The 19,925-nt window shown below is 29.3% G+C and carries 13 protein-coding genes and 2 pseudogenes; 4 read left to right on the top strand and 11 right to left on the bottom strand.

Translation table 11 applies throughout. The features are described from left to right. Positions 1-14: 14 nt before the first annotated feature. The 9 genes from tilS to nuoG all read right to left on the bottom strand — a co-directional run bounded on the left by tilS (position 15) and on the right by nuoG (position 10,824). Positions 15-1,340 (bottom strand): tRNA lysidine(34) synthetase TilS, encoded by a 1,326-nt coding sequence (gene tilS, locus OCHUTO_RS02845; protein WP_045797325.1) that lies wholly within the window; start codon positions 1,338-1,340, stop codon positions 15-17. A 69-nt stretch (positions 1,341-1,409) separates the two neighbouring features. After that, positions 1,410-2,846: an NADH-quinone oxidoreductase subunit N gene (locus tag OCHUTO_RS02840; protein WP_045797324.1), complete on the bottom strand. Its 1,437-nt coding sequence runs from the start codon at positions 2,844-2,846 to the stop codon at positions 1,410-1,412. A gap of 39 nt (positions 2,847-2,885) precedes the next feature. Further along, on the bottom strand, positions 2,886-4,385 hold the full coding sequence (locus OCHUTO_RS02835) for an NADH-quinone oxidoreductase subunit M (RefSeq protein WP_045797323.1): 1,500 nt from the start codon (positions 4,383-4,385) through the stop codon (positions 2,886-2,888). Then, complete coding sequence (nuoL, locus tag OCHUTO_RS02830; protein WP_045797322.1) at positions 4,386-6,272, bottom strand: NADH-quinone oxidoreductase subunit L; 1,887 nt, start codon at positions 6,270-6,272, stop codon at positions 4,386-4,388. A 5-nt stretch (positions 6,273-6,277) separates the two neighbouring features. Beyond that, a complete protein-coding gene (nuoK, locus tag OCHUTO_RS02825; RefSeq protein ID WP_045797321.1) occupies positions 6,278-6,601 on the bottom strand; it encodes an NADH-quinone oxidoreductase subunit NuoK in 324 nt (107 codons plus the stop codon). Continuing rightward, positions 6,582-7,190: an NADH-quinone oxidoreductase subunit J gene (locus tag OCHUTO_RS02820; protein ID WP_045797320.1), complete on the bottom strand. Its 609-nt coding sequence runs from the start codon at positions 7,188-7,190 to the stop codon at positions 6,582-6,584. Before OCHUTO_RS02820 ends, nuoK begins: the two co-directional genes overlap by 20 nt. A gap of 9 nt (positions 7,191-7,199) precedes the next feature. Beyond that, positions 7,200-7,679: an NADH-quinone oxidoreductase subunit NuoI gene (nuoI, locus tag OCHUTO_RS02815; RefSeq protein WP_045797332.1), complete on the bottom strand. Its 480-nt coding sequence runs from the start codon at positions 7,677-7,679 to the stop codon at positions 7,200-7,202. Positions 7,680-7,732: 53 nt separating this feature from the next. Continuing rightward, positions 7,733-8,770, bottom strand: a complete 1,038-nt coding sequence (nuoH, locus tag OCHUTO_RS02810; RefSeq protein ID WP_084215368.1) for an NADH-quinone oxidoreductase subunit NuoH — start codon at positions 8,768-8,770, stop codon at positions 7,733-7,735. An 8-nt stretch (positions 8,771-8,778) separates the two neighbouring features. Next, complete coding sequence (nuoG, locus tag OCHUTO_RS02805) at positions 8,779-10,824, bottom strand: NADH-quinone oxidoreductase subunit NuoG (RefSeq protein WP_045797318.1); 2,046 nt, start codon at positions 10,822-10,824, stop codon at positions 8,779-8,781. A gap of 178 nt (positions 10,825-11,002) precedes the next feature. Here nuoG and frr point away from each other — a divergent pair, with 178 nt between their 5' ends. Continuing rightward, positions 11,003-11,566, top strand: a complete 564-nt coding sequence (gene frr, locus OCHUTO_RS02800) for a ribosome recycling factor (protein WP_045797317.1) — start codon at positions 11,003-11,005, stop codon at positions 11,564-11,566. Between the two features lie 877 nt (positions 11,567-12,443). Here the strand turns inward: frr and OCHUTO_RS05235 are convergent. Continuing rightward, positions 12,444-12,686, bottom strand: a pseudogene (locus tag OCHUTO_RS05235) (IS6 family transposase); the annotation flags it as partial. Positions 12,687-13,219: 533 nt separating this feature from the next. Between OCHUTO_RS05235 and OCHUTO_RS04850 the strand changes: the two are divergent. After that, entirely contained in the window at positions 13,220-18,427 is a 5,208-nt protein-coding gene (locus tag OCHUTO_RS04850) for a Ulp1 family isopeptidase (protein ID WP_052694629.1), read from the top strand. 273 nt (positions 18,428-18,700) lie between these two features. Here the strand turns inward: OCHUTO_RS04850 and OCHUTO_RS05775 are convergent, their stop codons facing one another. Next, on the bottom strand, positions 18,701-18,877 hold the full coding sequence (locus OCHUTO_RS05775; protein ID WP_156961284.1) for a hypothetical protein: 177 nt from the start codon (positions 18,875-18,877) through the stop codon (positions 18,701-18,703). An 18-nt stretch (positions 18,878-18,895) separates the two neighbouring features. Here OCHUTO_RS05775 and OCHUTO_RS06415 point away from each other — a divergent pair. Together OCHUTO_RS06415 and OCHUTO_RS06410 are read left to right on the top strand one after the other, a co-directional pair. After that, positions 18,896-19,204: pseudogene (locus tag OCHUTO_RS06415) on the top strand (DNA adenine methylase); the annotation flags it as partial. Positions 19,205-19,577: 373 nt separating this feature from the next. Continuing rightward, the gene (locus OCHUTO_RS06410; protein WP_045797316.1) at positions 19,578-19,787 is read left to right on the top strand and encodes a hypothetical protein; all 210 of its coding nucleotides are present in this window, start codon (positions 19,578-19,580) and stop codon (positions 19,785-19,787) included. Positions 19,788-19,925 lie beyond the last annotated feature (138 nt).

Below are 19,925 nucleotides of genomic sequence, written 5' to 3'. Positions count from 1 at the left end.
TAACCTTAAATTATTTAACAATAATGAAACCACCGTGATACTAACTGAGGCTCAAAAATAAAACTCACACTTTTTTCAAATGTTTTATTACTATAATATTGTATATGTGGAATTGCTATAACTTTTTCAAGATATTTAACTACAGGAAATGTAAATAATATTTTTTTACTGTATTTAAAATAAACACTTTCCTGATTGTTTTTTACATATTGCTTAATTAAGAGATAATCTTTTTGCTTCAAATAGTCAATAATTAGATTCATATTGCTATCATTTCTATTATCAATAACTTTAAATCTACAATCCCAAATTACTGAATTAATTACAGGCTGCGGCTTAGGATAGTAGCGTCCAAACTCCCTATATATTATAATATATTGGAGTGAATATTCAATAACACATCCATGTAGAGTTTTATTAGTATAAGACTCATGTATATCTTTCAGAATAAGATCTTGCAAAGAAATAAACCTTGGAGGTTTCTCAGTAGTACCAACAATCATCAATAAGTATGCTAATATGGCATATCGAGCCTCATTTGAGGCTTTTCTAAAGACCAATCTATTAATTACAGCAAACCCAGCTGGGTAAATTTTAATTGCATGAACTACATAGTAAATTATTTCATTATTTATACTCTCTAATGCTCTGTTTAAATGTTCTTGACTAAGTATTATCCGTTTTTTGAGCAATTCTTCTGTAAAATCATGTTGAAAAGAAATAAATTCAGATTTTAATAAAGACCGAACCTTAGTACGCAGATATTTATTTGAACTATTCGATGGATCATTTATCCATTGAATGCTTTGCCGTTTTAAATATCTTTGTAAATCCAGTTTAGTAATATTAAATAGCGGACGAATAATTCTAATATTGTTAACAAAGAAAATATTGTGAGAACTTAATCCAGCTAATCCTGATCCACGAAATAACCTAATAAAAAAATTCTCAACTATATCATCAACATGATGTCCAGTAACCAAATGTAAAATATCATGTTCTTGACAATATTTCGTTAATAATTGATATCTCGCTTTGCGAGCTTGAGCTTGAATATTTCCTGTAATCTCTTGATGTATCCAGTTTAGAGTAACATGTTTAAGTTTTATATCCTTACATATTTTACTAACATAATTTGCTTCACTAGCTGATTCGGAACGCAACCGATGGTCTACTGTTAAAACAGTTACTTGCCCTTTTACCTTCTGATTCCAATGTTTGACTAACAATATCAAAGCTAATGAATCACTTCCTCCAGATACCGCTATAGCCAGCTTTGGAGTTTTTTCAAATGGACCAAAAAAATCCATATTATGACAAAAAGCTAACTCTATATTCATTAATATAACTTATTGTAAAATAATACTTCTTAACAGAAGATAGCAATTACATTTTTATTAAACTTTCTTCTATACAAGAAAACTAAGATTTTCACCAACAAACATGCATATCATTATTAATAATACAATAATTATAGTTGATACTACAATAACTAAGCTTAACTCAAAATTCGCACAAAAATCTCGATAACTAAATGTAGTTGGTAAAAAGTACATTACTTTAATAATATTAAGATAACAATATGACCCAATAATAGCAGCTACTATTCCTATGAATGCTAATTCATACATACCAGATTTTAAAATATTAATAAAAACAACATATTTACTAATAAACCCTGCAAGCGGTGGAATTCCTACCAATGACAACATTTGCAATACTATCAATGCTGACGATAATTTTTTAACACTAGATAATCCACTAAGATGACTAATTTTTAGATAGTTAGAATGGTTAGCAAAATTAGTTATTATTATTGCAATAAATCCTAACATGCTAGCAGCATAAATAATTATGTAAAAATAAGATATTTCTGCTTTAATAACATTAGATTGATTAACGATTAAAGGCAGTATTGCATATCCTAAATTTAATATTGTACTATAGGCAATAAATCTTTGTATTGATTTTTGTAATAAGGTACCTAATGCACCAATAATTAATGAACAACATGCAAGCACTATTATCACCATTCTTATATAAAAAAAATAGTTGCTAGCAAACCTTAATTCAGATAATAAATTTGCAAGTACAGCTAATATACTAATTTTAGGCAAGCTAGAAAGTAATGCAATAACTACTAAAGGAGCTCCATCATAAATATCTGGTGTCCACATATGAAACGGTGCAATAGATAATTTAAATAAAATACCTGCTAGTATCATTAGCATAGCAACTACTGCTATTATATTAGTACTTGGATATTGTAGTGCATATAAAGCAATATCATACTGTATACTTTTAGTAATACCATATATTAAGGATATACCAAGCAACATAATAGCTGAAAAAACAGTTCCTAATATAAAATATTTTAGTCCAGCTTCTGATGATCTAGGATTATTAGAATTAAAAGTTGTCAAAATATAGCCTATTATGCCTTGCATTTCGATACCAAGATACATAACCATAAAATCATTAGCAGAAACTGATATTAATCCTCCTAAAGTTCCAAGCTGCATTAATACTATATATTCGCTATGGCCTTTTAAATTAGCAGCTTTAATATATCCAGAATAAATCAAGGTAAGAACTACATAGAAAATTAAAATAATAATTTTTAAGTATATTTTATGCTGATCAACAATAAATGTATTATTCCAGTAAATTCCACAAAACCAATTAGGATTAAGTACTAAAATAGTTATTAATATGGTAGTAAAACAAACTGCCATTTTAGCTATAACATGAGTTAGAGCATTATTACTATACACTCCAATTAACTGCCAAATTAAAGCAAATAACAGAAGCAATACTTCTGGTATCACTCCATATAACATTTCCATAACAACTCTCTCAAATAAAATTAAACAAGCATAGCAAATTTATGCAATAAACAAATTGCTTAAGCTTTCAGCTGGTACCTGCAAAATATTTAACACAAATTTAGGATATATTCCTACTGTTAACATTAATAATATTAAAGGTAGTACAGCTAGATTTTCATTTGCTAAAATATCACTACATTGATAAACTTTTTTATTAGTAATTTCCCCTAGCATAATGCGCCGATAAAGAGAAAGCATATATATAGCTCCAAGCAATATTCCTAGAATTGCAAAACTTCCAATTAATGGAGAAACAGTAATAGCACCTAGTAGCACTAAAAATTCGCCAATGAATCCACTTGTACCTGGTACACCTATCGATCCGAGTACTGTAACTATAAAAATACTAGCTAGCCTTGTCATTTTTTCAGCTAAGCCACCATAAAATCTAATTTCTTTTGTCTGAATTCGCTTATATAAAATGCCAATTATCATAAATAAAGCTGATGATGTTAGGCCGTGACTCAACATTTGAAAAATAGCTCCTTGAATACCATAAATATTTAGGCTAAAAATACCAACAGTTACATATCCCATATGAGCAATTGAAGAATAAACAATTGCTTTCTTTATATCTGTTTGCTGAAAAGCTATAATCGAAAAATAAATAATAGCAGCTACACTCAATATCATAGCTATATTACTAAAATTTTGTGTTGCTGCAGGCAACATTGGTAAGCATATTCTTAATAATCCAAATCCACCTAATTTAAGTAATATTCCTGCTAACATTACAGAACCTCCAGTAGGAGCTTCAACATGCGCATCAGGTAGCCAACTATGTAAAGGCAACATAGGTATTTTAATAGCAAAAGCAATAAATATACTAAACCATAATATCATTTGTACTGATATATCAAATTTAGAAACAAGATTATATAGTTCTAAAATCTCAAGTGTGCCTGTATATATATATATATATATAATAGCTATTAAGAAAAAAACTGAACCAATAAAACTATATAGAAAAAATTTAAATGCAGCATATATTCTATTATTACTTCCCCAAATTCCTATTATTAGAAATACTGGAAATAGTGTTGCTTCAAAAAATATAAAAAATAATAATAGATTCATTGAACTAAAAGCACCAACAACTAATGATTCTATCAATAACAAACATAATAAATAATCTTCCAGATTTTCTTGTATAGTAAAAATACTAATAACAATAACTAATAAAGTAAGTAATGCTGTTAAAACAATGAAAAAAATAGATATGCCATCAATACCTATATGATAATTAAGACCTATCAATTTAAATATAGAATATAATTCAACAAACTGATATGCATGTGCTGTATTATTCTTAAACTGCATTAATAAATATATAGTACAAAACAGTGTCAATATTGAACTTATTACTGCAATAAATTTAACATATAGTACTTTATTAAGCCTGGTGCTTAATCTCATAGATAACAAAATTAACAATGCAATCAAAGGCAAAAAAATACAAATCGATAATATCGGAATATCTTGAGTTATTATTGGCATTTAGTTACAAGCTATAAAGTAATTAATAACAATAAAAGAAAAAAGTCCAGCCATGCTAAATAATGCTACTAGTATATAGTAAGATACATAACCAGATTGCATTTTCCTTATATATAAAAATCCATTCCGTACTAAATATATCGCACCATAATCTAAGCATTTATTGACCCACTTAATATCAAATATACTTAAATAATATGAAATAATATTAAAGGGCCTAACTAGCAGAATATTATACATCTCATCAAAATAAAACTTATTCCTAACTAAATAACTAACACTATTGATTATGCTAGTATTTATATTACTTCTATAATAATGAGTTAAAATTGCTGTTATCAAGCCAAGTACTCCTACTAACATTGGAAGCATTCGTATTATTAAACAATCAATATGCAAATTTTCCTTACTAAACAATGAATTAGCAAAATATTCAATTTTATCAATAGATAAAATATTATAACCATACCATCCAGACATAGCACTACCAACTGCTAAAACTGATAATGGCAAATTCATAATTAAATCTGCTTCCCTAACTGAAGATTCTCTTTCTGAACTAAAGGATTGATGAAAAACTCCTATAATTAATTTAATTGAATAAATTGCTGTAAAAAACACTGCAATAACTCCTAAATAATACACTAATTTATTGCCTGTAAGATAAACAGATTCTAATATCATATCCTTTGAATAATAACCTGATAAAGGAAATACTCCAATAATTGCTAATGTTCCTAACCAAAATAATCCATATGTGTAAGGCATAACTCGCCATAACTGTTGAGGCATTTTTTTTAAGTCTTGCTGATGAGTCATATGTATAACATTTCCTGCTGCTAAAAATAACATTGCTTTAAAAAAAGCATGAGTTAGTAAATGAAATATTGCTCCATTATAGCTAGATGCCCCACATGCCATCACCATATAACCTAATTGACTACAAGTAGAATATGCAATTATTTTTTTTATATCACTCTGAAAAACAGCAATAATTGCAGTTAATATACAAGTAAGTCCACCAGTAATAGCAATAAGATTTAATATTGCTGGAGAATATTCAAACATAAATGAACATCTAGCCAATAAAAATACACCAGCAGTTACCATAGTAGCAGCATGAATTAGCGCTGATGCAGGAGTAGGCCCTTCCATAGCATCTGGTAGCCATATATGCAAACCAATTTGAGCTGATTTACCTATACAGCCAACAAATAACAAACAACAAATTAAGTCTAACACAATGATTTTAATATCAAAAATTGAAATCATTGTTTTTGATAATTTTTCAGCATGATTAAATACAACCTTAAATTCTACAGAGTTGCAATTATAAACAATAGCAATAATTGCTAAAAGAAAGGCACAGTCAGCAAATCTATTAACAATAAATGCTTTATAGGATGCAATTGTTGCAGAATGTTTTTTATGCCAAAATCCTATTAATAAATAGGAGCTGACTCCTACACCTTCCCACCCAAAAAATAGCTGTAAAAAATTATCTGACAAAACTAGCATCAACATAAAAAAAGTAAAAAAAGATAAATATGACATAAATTTATGCAATGCCTTGCTATCACATAAATAGCCTATAGAGTAAACATGAACTATGCTAGAAATTAGTGACACTATAACTAGCATTAAAGCTGTCAATTTATCAATGTAGATAGCCCAATGTGATTTAAAATTCAAAAAATTAATCCAATCAAATAATATTATATATTCAACGCTATTATACTTACTAATATTCCAGAAAATTAATATTGCTATAAAGGTAGTACTAATAATTAAAGCAATAGTTATATAAGACGCTACTTTAGTAATAATTCTACTAATTACACCTGAAATTAGAGGCAAAAACGGCAATACTGTAATTAAAAATGACATACATTTCACCCCTTCAATCGATTTAAGTCTTTAATTACAATTGAAGAATTACGAAAATGTACTACAATTATTGCTAGTCCAATAGCAGATTCAGCTGCTGCAACTGCAAATATCATTATACTAAAAATTTGTCCTACGATATTATTATAATAACTTGAAAATACTACAAAATTAACATTAACTGCTAATAGCATTAACTCTATTGACATAAGAGTAAAAATTACATTACACCAATTTCTCATAACTCCAATCAATCCAATTCCAAACATTATAGTTGTAAATATTAAATAATGTATTAGACCTATTTCTTTAATTACTATCGGTATCATTTATTCCTCTATTCACTTCAACCTGAACAACCTGAATACTACTACTCCTACTACGATTAATTTGAGAAGCATGATTCTGCCGCTTTATTTCAGATCTTTTTCGTATTGTCAATACAACACAACCAATCATAGCAATTAATAATATTGCTCCAGATAATTGAAATGGCAAAGCATATTCAGTATATAGTACTTTACCAATAGACTTAATGCCTAAGCTACTCTCATAGTAATGTACAGGATAATAATTTTTAAAGTTAATAAAGATAACTATACTTAAATCAATAATAAAAATAAAAGCAACAATTATTGATATAGGAACATTTAAAATAGTATGTTGTTTTACTAAATCTAAAGTATTAGATTGTATGTTCAACATCATTACTACAAAAAGAAATAAAATTGCAACAGCACCAGCATAAACTATTATCAATAAGAAAGCTAAAAATTCTGCTCCTAACAATATCATTAATCCTGCAGTATTACAAAAAGTAAATATTAACCATAATACAGCATATACTGCATTTTTGCTTATTATAACACCAATACCACCAAGTAAAGCTAAAATAGAAAATAAATAAAAAAATAACATTAGTTACAACTACCTATACTTACTATCCACTTTCAAATTATTAGCTATTACATGCTCCCACATTTCACCATTTTTTAACAGCTTCTCCTTATTATATAATAACTCCTGATGAGTTTCTGTAGCAAAGTCCAAATTTGGTCCTTCAACAATAGCATCAACTGGACATGATTCTTGGCATAACCCACAATATATACACTTCGTCATATCAATATCATATCTAGTAGTACGCCTACTACCATCAGGTTGTTCTTTTGCTTCAATAGTAATAGCTTGAGCTGGACAAACAGCTTCACATAATTTACACGCTATACACCTTTCTTCACCATTTGGATAACGCCTTAAAGCATGTTCACCTTTAAATCTTGGACTTAATTTACTAACTTCATTAGGATAACATATTGTAACTTTTGGCTTAAAAAGATACTTTAAGGTTAAAAGCATTCCAACAATAATTTCATATAAAAAAACAGATTTAATAAAATTAATTATTTTCATGTTAATTCTCAAAAAATTCATTAACCATAGTATAGCTTATACTATGGTTAATTGTTATTATATACTAAAATAGTAGATACTACTATTATCCAAGCTAACACAAATGGCAAAAACACTTTCAACCCCAAATACATTAACTGATCATACCTATATCGTGGCAATGTTGCTCGTATCCATAGAAAACAAAACAATACCATAGCTACTTTTAATATAAACCATACATAACCTGGAATAAAAGTTAATATTGCCAAATTAAATGGTGGCAAATATCCGCCTAAAAACATAATAGTCATTAAGCTACTACCTAAGATCATATTAGCATACTCTCCAAGAAAAAACATAGCAAAAGCCATGGAAGAATATTCGACATTATATCCTGCAACTAGTTCAGACTCTGCTTCAGGAATATCAAAAGGTAATCTATTAGTTTTAGCTAGTATAGATATAAAATAAACAACTGCTAATGGTAGCATCATTACTGTTAACCATAATGGCCTAGTTTTCTGTGCTTCAACAATTTGAATCAAATCCATCTCACCAGTAACAATAAGCACTGCAATTATACTTAATGCCATTGATAATTCATATGAAATCATTTGAGCTGCAGATCTTATTGATCCTAAAAAAGAATACTTAGAATTACTTGCCCAACCAGCAATTATAATTCCATAAACCCCTAATGAAGTTACTGCTAATATAAATAATATTCCACCTATATGAATTCTAGACAGAACAATATTATGGTCAATAGGAATTACAGCCCAGCCTACTAAAGAAAAAACAAAAGTAATAATTGGAGCTATAATAAATAATTTTTTGTCAGCTTTTACTGGTATAATAGGCTCTTTAAAAACTAATTTAATAGCATCTGCTATTGGCTGCAATAATCCAAATGGACCAGCAATACTAGGTCCAAGGCGCAATTGCATATATGCTATAACTTTTCTTTCAGCAAAAGTTAAATATGCTGTAGTTATCAATAAACAAACAATTAACATTATAATTTTTACTGATACAATGCTACTACTATAAAGTAGTGCCCCAAAATCAAGGCTACTTGTAATTATATCCATACTGATAGTCATATTTAGCTTTAATTTTCTTTATTTCTGACTTTCGTGCATTCAGTCATAACTGGCGATACTCTAGTAATTACATCAGTAATATAAAAATTACGCTGCTTTACAGCAAATACTTCTTCTGTATTTAATATAATATCACTTTCGATCTTTTTAACACTGCTTTTTTGTAACTTTCCAACATTTTTTAAGGATATAGCAACTTTTGCAGCTTGAGTTCTTAAGTCATTCAGATCCTTAAAATAAAATTTAGATTTCACTTTATCAGATATATTTTTTATAATTAACCAATCTTCTTTTGCTGAACCTAATGTAGAAACTGCCTGCCTAGCATATTGCGCCCTACCTTCAAAATTAATATAAATAGCATTTTTTTCAGTATAAGCTGCTCCAGGCAATATAACATCAGCACAGTTAGCTCCAACATCACCATGGTGCCCTTGATAAATAACAAAAGTATTACTCAGCTTACTTGAATCAATTTCATCAGCCCCTAATAAATAAACTAATGATATTTCCCCTTGTTCGCAACTATCTAAAATTTCAGATACATTCTTATTATTACCAACAGCAACAAACCCTAAGTCGATAGCACCAACAGTAGAAGCATGATTATGTAAAATATTATACCCATTCCAATTAAGTTGAATAAAATTATACTTGTAAGCAATATTTTGGCATAATTCAAGGACTTTAAAACCATCATCACGCGAATAAGCTAAGTCACCAATAATCATCATTGGATTTTTAGCATTATTAATTTCATGTATAATCTTATGGTTTCCATTTAAAATATCAACTAATAACCTTGGGCTATTACCTAGATCAATTACTTTAAATCTATGATCATAATCTTCTGGACCAATATTTAATATTCTTAATTTATTCCAACGTTGTAACCTAGTTAATCTTGCCCCAAGAACTGGCGCAGAAAAATTCATATCAACCCCAACAAGCAGGCATAAATCAGTATAATCAATTCCAGCAATAGAAGTATTAAACAAATAATTACCTCGAGAACTAAGATCCCACTTATAATTAAATTGATTAACATCAAAATTATTACAGCCAAAATTTTGCATCAATAATTTTAAAGCAAACATTGATTCACAATCAGCTATAGTGCCAGCAATAGCAGCCATTCTATGGCCAGGTGTATCTTTCATTTTATTTGCTACATAATCTAAAGCCTCACTCCAGCTTGCTTCCTGTAATCTACCGTTGCTTTTTATATATGGCTTATCAAGACGTTGATATTTTAATCCATCATAAGCAAATCTACTCTTATCTGATATCCATTCTTCATTAATATCATCGCAATATGATGGCAAAATCCGTACTACTTCTAGCCCCCTAGAATCAACTCTAATATTTGCTCCCATAGCATCAAATATATCAATTGACTCAGTATGTTTTAATTCCCATGATCTTGCTGTATAAGCATAAGGCTTAGAGTTTAATGCCCCTACTGGACAAAGATCAATTACATTACCAGACAACTCAGATTTCATACTTTGCTCTAAGTAAGTCTGCACTTCCATATTTTCACCTCTACCAACTGTCCCTATTTCTGGTAGTCCAGCTATATCTTGAGCAAATCTAATACATCTAGTACAATGAATACAGCGTGTCATATGAGTTGCAATTAATGGCCCCATATATTTATCTTTAACTATACGTTTATGCTCATTAAAGCGACTTACTCGATTACCATATTTAAATGCTTGATCCTGCAAATCACATTCGCCACCTTGATCACAAACCGGACAATCTAGTGGATGATTAATTAATAAAAATTCCATAACACTTTTACGAGCTTTTTCTACTTTTGGAGAATTAGTATAAATTATCATACCATCTGATGCAGGCATTGCACATGAAGCCACTAGCTTTGGCGAATTCTCAAGTTCAACTAAACACATTCTGCAATTACCGGCAATAGCTAAACGCTCGTGATAACAAAATCTTGGTATTTCAATATTCAATAGCTCACAAGCTTGAATAATAGTTATTCCATCTTCAACATTTATTTTTTTATTGTTAATTATAAGGCTAGGCATTAAAATATATTTTATAAAATAACAGCTTACTGATTATAAAATGTAAGTTTTAAGCAGTAAACTAATTTCTTAAAACCAGTAATCTAAGGTTAGAATAAATAGCTTGCTTACAAATATGAAATTAATATAGTTATTTTATGTATTTTTATAGTATTGAAATAATAAATTATTTAGTGTTATGAATAAAGAAGAGATAATTAATTCATTAACAAAAAAAATGAATGGTGCACTACAAGTACTTGATGCAGATCTCAAGGGCTTAAGGGTAGGACAAGCATCTGTATATTTACTAGATCCAGTACAAGTTGAAGCATATAACAGCACAGTCCCAATATTACAAGTTGCAACAGTATCAGTATCAGATGCAAAAACTATTCTTGTTCAAGTATGGGATAAAGGCCTTCTTAAATCTGTTAAAAAAGCAATTTTAGAAGCAAATTTAGGAGTATCTATAATTTCAGATGATAACCAAATTATTCGGCTGCAACTCCCAATACCAAGCGAAGAACGTAGAAAGGAATTAGTTAAGATAGCACATAAATACCAAGAAAAAAGCAAAATCGTTATTCGAAATATTCGGCGTGATGGTATTGAAACTATCAAACAAATGGAAAAAAATACTGAATGTTCGAAAGATGAAGCACGCATCTACAACAATGAAATACAGGAACTAACAAATCAATATTGTGATAAAATTGACAAAATAATTAAACTTAAAGAGCAAGATATTATCAATTTTTAAAAAACTTAATAAATCCTATGAGCTGGTAACATGTGGAAGTTTTTTTCTAAAAAACAGATTTAATGCATATAATTGGAAATTAGCTATAAAAATTATTACTTTCAAAATAAGGCAGCTTTAAAGTTCTTGTAGATAATTTAAAGTATATAAATTAATAGTAAATTAGCTCTAAATTAAAGAATTCCAAAATTCATATGCAACAAAATGTAATTAAAATTACCATTTAGGTTCTATAAAACTAGAATTTAATGGTGATTTAAAATAAAAAATTTATTCTGCTTTTAATTATAGATAAACAATCAGCTGCATGCGTCAGTAAGTTTAACTCTTTTTTTATACAGAAATAAAGTTCTCTATCGATGCATGATCTGCTGCTATATATATAAACATTAGCTCAATTAGAAGCGAAATATCAGTCAAAGTAGCAAGTCAGTATATACTTGCTAAAGAATTGAATCATGATGATGTAAAGTTAACAAGATTTATGCTAGATTTAGTTTTGAATCTATAAGAAAGTATATAAATAAAACTATCGAAAATATGAGCATCGAAAGCAATAGAAAGCACATATGCTCTATCAAAAGATGATTAGTTCTGTTGTATCTGTATGGCATATTGATTCAATGTATATAGAATCCGAGATTTTTGGATATTATACTGCTATTAGCATTTTAAAATTCTTAAAAGTAGATATATGATCATTAGCTCCTACTCTATTATGCTTCTTAAAGCATACAAATATTTTCTCTGTACCAGCAATTCTATATTTTGGCCTTATTCTGAAAGGCTTTCTGAAAAAAATACCTTAGCAGCTGCAGCATCTCTATGCTTTCCTAGCTAGATACACCACCTTAATATAGTTCTCATCCATTCTCTAGCTATTTCCAAACCGCTTCTTTATGTGTTTCTTAACCTCTTGATCTACCAAATGAAGAAACTTAATTAATTATCTTTGAAAAGTCATATGATCTATTTTATCTCCTCTTATACTTGCCATCTTTTCAAGTTCTCTATAACTTAACTAAAATCTGCACTTCATATATACAAATAACATTATTTCAGGTGATGAGCAAAATCCTTTAAAATACTTCAACTGTCTTGGTAATATAGTAAATGGCATAAATCATTTTTAAGAGTTTATACTCTATATCACTGGCAATATATGCATAGAACACCTTAAACTAACTAAAGGAAATATATATAATGGAGCTCATGTTCTATTAATCAAGCATATTATTGGTTTATTATTTGTAGATAAGGGCTATTTAAAACAAGAATGGTTTTCTGATCTTTGTAAACGCTGAATTATTGAAACTGTGTTCAGTATATCAAAATATTCTTTTGATATTGAACATACAAGATATCGTTCAATATCGAATGTTTTTGTGCATATTTTATCTTTCTTAGCTGCTTATTTCTTAAGTCTATTAAACTTTCTTATTGATTAGAAACTGAGGTTATAAGGTTAAAATAAGTAATTAATTAAATAAATATGTTTCTTAATTGAAATTACATTTAATGTATAAAAAAAATCATTTATAAAATACTAAAAAAGTAATCACAGATTGAATCAATTATTATTTACAATATAAATAGTTAGTACTATATTTATTATAAAAATGTGTTTTAAAAAGTATTTTATGGTAGCTTATTATGAAGCCAAGTATATTTAATAATCCTCAATATTTATATAGTGAAGATGATATCAATGCATTGTTAAAGCACCATTTAGGATGGGATGAAGGTATTACTATAATACAGCATGTTGCATTAAATGAATCTGAGTTACTTGAGCAAACTTTACAACAAACATTATCTGATATTACTAGTGGTCCATATGAGCAAGCGGTAATACCACTGCATAGCGGTAACAATCATTGGCTTGCAATGGCAATTAAAAAAGGCACTAATAATGAAATAGTTATCTCATATAATGACCCGCTGGGTGGCTCAATATATAATAAAGCTCCTCTCATAGAATGTATAAATAAGTTGTGCCCTGATGCAAAAATTAATGATTTGAAAATAGCGCAACAAACTAATAGTTATGACTGTGGGCCATTTGTTGTAGATAATTTGATCAAAATGTCTCAAGAAAAAACTATCCTTAATACTGAAGAAGCAGCCCAACAAGCCATTGATCTTAGAGCTTCCCAGACAAAATTTCTTGTTAAACACGAAGCAATAATTGATGCTGCAAGCGCTTTTGCAACTCTATTATTAGAGAATAATACTCAAATTACTGAAAGTACTTTAGTTAATAAAATTTTTGATAGTAAATTTTTATCAGTAGAAGAAAAAGAACTGCTAGCTAATAACTTATTAGATAACGATTATATTAAAAAAAATAAGTCCTTAACCAAGGGAAGTTTAACAACAGCATTAGCTAGCACAAACTTCATTAAGCAAAACCATGATATTCTATCTGAATATCTTCTACCAGAAATCCTTCTTTCAACTGATCCTTCTCTTGCCAGCATAAGACGCTACTATGAAGATAGAGCTGAAGAACGCGTTACCAGCAAATCTATACAATCAGGGAAAAGTTTAGAAAATTTACAAGTAGATACTACTCGCGCTAAATCAATTAGCATAGAGGATACACTACAAAAACTCACTGAAGTAGAACAAAATCTAGAACTTGAGCTAAAGCATATTGAAGATAGAATTCAAAAACGCGCTGTCAGCAAACCTATACAATCAGAGAAAAGTTTAGAAAATTTACAAGTAGATACTACTCGCGCTAAACCAATTAGCATAGAGGATACACTACGAAAACTTAACGAAGTTGAAAAAAATCTAGAACTTGAGCTAAGGCATATTGAAGATAAAATTCAAAAACGTGCTGTCGGCAAACCTATACAATCAGAGCAAAATTTAGAAAATTTACAAGTAGCTGATGCTAGTACAATCAGCAGAGAAGAAGCATTACAAAAAATCAAGGAAATTAAAGAAAAGCTAGAAATTGAGCTAAAGTATATTAAAGGGCGTATAGTAAGTGAATTAATGCAAATAGTTAAAAATGAGAATGGAAGAGTAGACTGTAGCAGCCCAGATTTTAAAGAGGCAGTAAATTCTTTATTAAATTCTAAAGCAAAAGAAGCTCCTAGCTTTGCTATAGTAGAACAAAGAATTAACAAAATGCTTACTCAGGCACAAGAACAAATACAAAGCATTGGAAAAGACGATATAAGTGCTATAAAGTTAAAACTGAATGCTGAAAGAATCACTCTGGAATCACAATTATCAAATAATGAGGCAACACAAAAATTAATTAATCAAAGAATCAAAGAGGATGTTTTGCGTGCTATGCCTTTTTTTGGAGAAAACAAAGATTTTGCAGCTTTGCAAGAAAATTTAGCCCCTTTTATAAAATTGCCTGATAATAGCTATTCATTGTTAAAATCAAATGAAAAGCGCCACCCATTTTGTGACATTGTATGTGCAAATGCTGTAAAAGCATTTGCTATAAAAGGTGAAGGATATTTGACTCAAAATTCTTGTGAAGTAAATCTTACTGAGGATAATTTAAAAAATTTCGAAAAGGCAGTTACAGATGACATTAATAGTCTAGTATCAAAGAAGGATCCAGCTAGTAAGTTCAAAGAAGCTGCTAATATTGTGCTTAATAAAACTGCTAAGATTAAAGCAGAACTTCAAGAAGTTAAAGATGAGCTGAAAGTAAAACTAAAACATATTAAAGGGCGCATTATTCATAAATTAATGACAGTAGTTAAAAATAATAATGGACAAGTTAACTGTAACAGTAACGCCTTTCAAGCAGAAGTATCTTCTTTATTATATGCACAAGCCAAGACAGCGTTTAGTTTTGCTATGGCAGCACAAGAATTTATTAAGAGTTTAGAAAAACAAAAAATTAGTTCTGAAGTGGTAAATGCTGCAGAGTCAATATTGAACACTGAGCAAAGTAAGTTTAAATCCCAATTATCAAATAGTGAAGAAGTAAAGAAATTAATTACTAAAAAAATAAAAAATGAAGCTTTAGATTCTATTACATTTGCTATACCAATATCAAAGGTAAGAGAGCATTGTAAGAAAATTATAGCCCCATTTATGCGGTTGCCTAATAATAGCTATTCTTTTCTTAGAGCAAAGCAAATAGGTAATCCACTTTATGACATTGTAAGTGCTAATGCTTTAAAATTTTTTACTTCTCCAGGAGATAAAAAAGAACAAGAAGTTTCTCAGCCTAATTATATTACATCTGAAGACCAACAAAATCTAACTCCTGATAATTTAAAAAATTTTGAAAAGGCAGTTACAGCTGACATATCTAGCTTAGCAAAGACACTAAATATAGTTCCTGAATTTTCACCAGTAAGTGAAGTAGCAGCAAAAATAAAGAAAGATTTATCAACAACCAAAGTTGATTCTGCAGCAGTCAATCTTCAAGATAAGTTATCTAAATCTAAGATTCAAGAAGTTGAAGAAAAGATAACAATTGAGCTAAAATATATTAAAGGGCGTATAGTAGGTGAATTAATGCAAATAGTTAAAAATGAGAATGGAAGAGTAGACTGTAGCAGCCCAGATTTTAAAGAGGCAGTAAATTCTTTATTAAATTCTAAAGCAAAAGAAGCTCCTAGCTTTGCTATGGTAGAACAAAGAGTTCATAAAATGCTTGGTCTGCTACAAGAGCAACACGTTAATAAGGAAGAAATCAAAGCTCTGGAATCAAAGTTAATAGATGCGCGAAAAGTTTTAGAATTACAATTATCAAATAATGAAGATATGCAGGCATTAATTAATCAAAGAGTTAAAGAAGATGCTTTGTGTGCTATTCCATTTTTTGGAGGTAATGAAAACTTTGATTTACTTAAGGAAAAAGTCTCTTCATATGTAACATTGCCCGATAATAGTTATTCTTTATTAAATTTAAATCACAAAAAGCATCCATTTTGTGATATTATAGGTGCTAATGCTTTAAAATATTTTGCAACTTCACACGGTGCGGAATATCTGGATGACAAGTGTATGGAAAAGCTAACTACTGAGAATTTAGAGGCTTTTGCAAAAGCAACAAATAAAGATATTGATATTTTAACATCAAGAGAAGTAACTTTAGATGTTTCTGATCTTAAACCTTATATTTTAAATACTCCATCTCCTGATCCAATAGCAGATTATATGATACTAGAACGGCAAATTCATACGCCTGGATTAAAGAAACTATATAATGACTTGCAGGCTAGTCAGCAGCTTTCATTGAGCGAAATAGAGCAAAAACATACTCGGTCGCTATTAGAAGATCTAGCAGAGGCTTCCAAATTACCTAGCATACGCGCAACAGGCCTTCCAGAGTTTGAAGAGGGATTTTATGGCGAGGGTAATAAAAAACCTGAAGATAGGTCAGCAAAATATGTCGATTTTATAAAAAAATATTCAGAATTACAAGATAGTATGGGATGTGTTGCAAAATGCTCTGCACAGGCACTATTACAATTTACCAAAAGTACACAAGATTTCAACACTTTAAAACAAGCAGTACAATCTTCAATTGATAATTTTAAAAACAGCAATGATGCGCAATCAAAACTTGATTTTAATCGGGCTCCAATTTTATATAAAGGACCAGACAATATAGTAAAAGAAATTACTCTTCAAGAACTACAAGAGTCAAAAGACATTCCTTTATCTGGAGAGCAAAGAGAGTTTATAGCATCTTCTTGGCAACAAGGTACCTTTCGTGCAGGAAATACTGCAATTTATAGCCGTAAAAAATCTGCTACAAAAGGTTTCGGAATGATATTTGATGCCGAAGGAAGAGGAGATATTTTTATTGATGCATCAGACGGTGTTAAGGTGCATAGTATATATAGTACTACATTTGCTGAATCTCCAGACTATCCTGAAGTAAGAAAGCCTTTTTTTGATAGCGCATTGTCAGTAGATATTTCTAATATGAATGGTGATAAATTTATACCTGGCTGTTCGGTAACACCTAAAATTTTAGTTAATATGCATAAATCTGAGTTAGCAGTTGATATTTTAGATATCCCCCAAGAAGTAAAAGTAACTAGATCTCAAGCTTTGCAAGAAATAGAGAATGTTAAACGAGATTTTGTATCAGGTGCTTTACATATGGTATGCTCCCAATATAAAGCTAAAGATGTAAGTTCTAAATTAAGCCAAGAAGATTTAGATACTAGCTGTTCTAGAGGTTGGAACAGTATTAAAGAAATGATAGGAGAAGATCAAGCTTTAAGCTCTATAATCAAGGAATTATATTCTCAAAACCATGATGATAGTGTTATAGTAGAAAATATACTTGATGTTGCAACAAGAGCTATGTCATCTGAAGTAGAACTTCCACCTAAATCAGATCCATTAACATTGAAGAAAGTAGTTGAACAGTTTTGCAAAATTCAAGCTGATCCTATTTTAAGAGAACAACTGGCTAGCCAATGTTTAGATCTTTTCTTTTCTAAACAGCAAGGAGATCTTGGCAATCAAGATATACAGGCTAGTATAGATGAAGAAGTAGCATCAATATTATCTCCATTATGCAGTAGTAAATCTGAGACAGCAAGACTTAAAAAAAATGTCTCTGCAATGGTACAGAAATTAGTATCACAGCATAACACTGGACAAGGATGGTCTGGGGCTTGGAAAAGTTTCAAACAACTTGTATCTAGTGTTATAGAATATTTAACTGGAAAAAGCAGTAGACTTCAAAAATTTATGGCCTCTTATCCAAAAATTTCCCAATCTTTGAAAAAGCATTTATCTGCTAAGCCGTCACTAGAGCATAGTGTAAGTTCTGAGTCGATCAATAATTTGGATACAATTGTAACTAGCAAATCTAGAAGGCATAGCACTGGAAATATTAATGCAAGATAATATTAAATCTTGATGTTATTAATAGTTAACCTGAGTTCGATATAAGATAGAGCTAGAAAGGAGAAAGATTATTCAGTTTAAAAAAAGAATTTTTTTTTAGATTTACAAACATAAGCAAGCAATGCAGCAAGAATATTAGTTTGAAAATTCATAATAGATATATAACACAAATGAGTAAATATGAAAGATATTTTTTAACTGACTGTTATTGAAATATAGTTTACCATTGCTATCTTATATCAAAATGATAGTTTGGATATGTATCTGCTAATCTTAATAGCAATTTGTTAATAAACTATATATTAAATGCTCTATTTGACTTACGTTGAATATAACTATATTTTCTGGTGTTAGTGGGTAAAAATTTCTATAACCTTTTTCTTTTAATCTTAAAAATTTTTGACTATAATTCTGATACTCACTTAATTTTGAAACTTGTTCTCTACTCATTCACCTCAGTTAGATCTAGATTTATTAGCTATTATTTTATATCTCAATAAATATTCCTTCAGAGGAATTTATAGACTCAATAGAGATGGTACATCGGCTCAAACATTTTTTGATAAGCAATATCTTAAGCTCAATATTGGCTTTAGAATATACAAATGTAGTAAACTTTAATTAACTAATAAAGGTGTTAAAATTATGCTTTCAAATAATAACACTACCTTCATTAGAGATCTATATAAAAACTTTCACATCACGCCTGTTAGAGTTACATACTCTATCAATGAACAACGTAATCATGTTAATGAACTTATTATTACCAATTATTAAACTTGCTAGTAATTAAATCCGCCATCCAAAACGCATATTAAGTGGCATATTGTTAGCAATTGTGCTACATTCAATGTCGAAATACATTAATAAGTCTACTGTTGCAAGTGAACCTGCAAAAAATTGCAAGGACATATATAGATATATAATATACACTGGAAAAAATGTGTTGCTATAATAATAAGGAGTGCAAAACATTTATACCATAGGAAAATAGATATTCAAAAAATCTTTAATGATATAACAAAAGAAGGAAAATATGTTACAGCAAATAGATTTCTTATAATTTTAAGGACTATCTTCAACAACTGAATATGATAAATCAAAGATATTAGAAGCTGTACAGGATGTATATGGATCTAGAATTCAAGAGTTGCAAGTTACACCATTTGAACGACCTAAATCTGTTTCACAGCAACAAATCAGTGAAGAAGAGTATCTGATAGAATTAAGCAAACATTCTAACTCAATTTGGTACAAAGTACGGAGATCTTTAATTAAAACTTATGGTTATGCTGCTGATAAATCATGGTTTAGTGAATTAGAGGTTATACAAGAAGACAATGTTAATAAAAAATATTAATTAAAGCTAAAACAGTTTAAGATAGTTATATCAGAAGCAACTATATACACACCTTGAATGCCTGCAAAGCTCAAGGATTTGACTTTGAGTTAGTTAAGTTTTTGTAGTTAAATTAAAAAAACCTAAAGTTTTATTTAT

The organism is Orientia chuto str. Dubai (genome assembly GCF_000964595.1).
GTDB classification, from domain to species: domain Bacteria; phylum Pseudomonadota; class Alphaproteobacteria; order Rickettsiales; family Rickettsiaceae; genus Orientia; species Orientia mediorientalis.
The sequence above is the reverse complement of the archived record's forward strand: the minus strand, read 5'-3'. Positions and strand labels throughout refer to the sequence as shown.

Bases quoted from the DNA above. Each gene is read 5' to 3' on its own strand.
- tilS (WP_045797325.1), bottom strand. From the start codon at position 1,340: ATGAATATAGAGTTAGCTTTTTGTCATAATATGGATTTTTTTGGTCCA.
- OCHUTO_RS02840 (WP_045797324.1), bottom strand. From the start codon at position 2,846: ATGGAAATGTTATATGGAGTGATACCAGAAGTATTGCTTCTGTTATTT.
- OCHUTO_RS02835 (WP_045797323.1), bottom strand. From the start codon at position 4,385: ATGCCAATAATAACTCAAGATATTCCGATATTATCGATTTGTATTTTT.
- nuoL (WP_045797322.1), bottom strand. From the start codon at position 6,272: ATGTCATTTTTAATTACAGTATTGCCGTTTTTGCCTCTAATTTCAGGT.
- nuoK (WP_045797321.1), bottom strand. From the start codon at position 6,601: ATGATACCGATAGTAATTAAAGAAATAGGTCTAATACATTATTTAATA.
- OCHUTO_RS02820 (WP_045797320.1), bottom strand. From the start codon at position 7,190: ATGTTATTTTTTTATTTATTTTCTATTTTAGCTTTACTTGGTGGTATT.
- nuoH (WP_084215368.1), bottom strand. From the start codon at position 8,770: ATGACTATCAGTATGGATATAATTACAAGTAGCCTTGATTTTGGGGCA.
- nuoG (WP_045797318.1), bottom strand. From the start codon at position 10,824: ATGCCTAGCCTTATAATTAACAATAAAAAAATAAATGTTGAAGATGGA.
- frr (WP_045797317.1), top strand. From the start codon at position 11,003: ATGAATAAAGAAGAGATAATTAATTCATTAACAAAAAAAATGAATGGT.
- OCHUTO_RS04850 (WP_052694629.1), top strand. From the start codon at position 13,220: ATGAAGCCAAGTATATTTAATAATCCTCAATATTTATATAGTGAAGAT.
- OCHUTO_RS05775 (WP_156961284.1), bottom strand. From the start codon at position 18,877: ATGAGTAGAGAACAAGTTTCAAAATTAAGTGAGTATCAGAATTATAGT.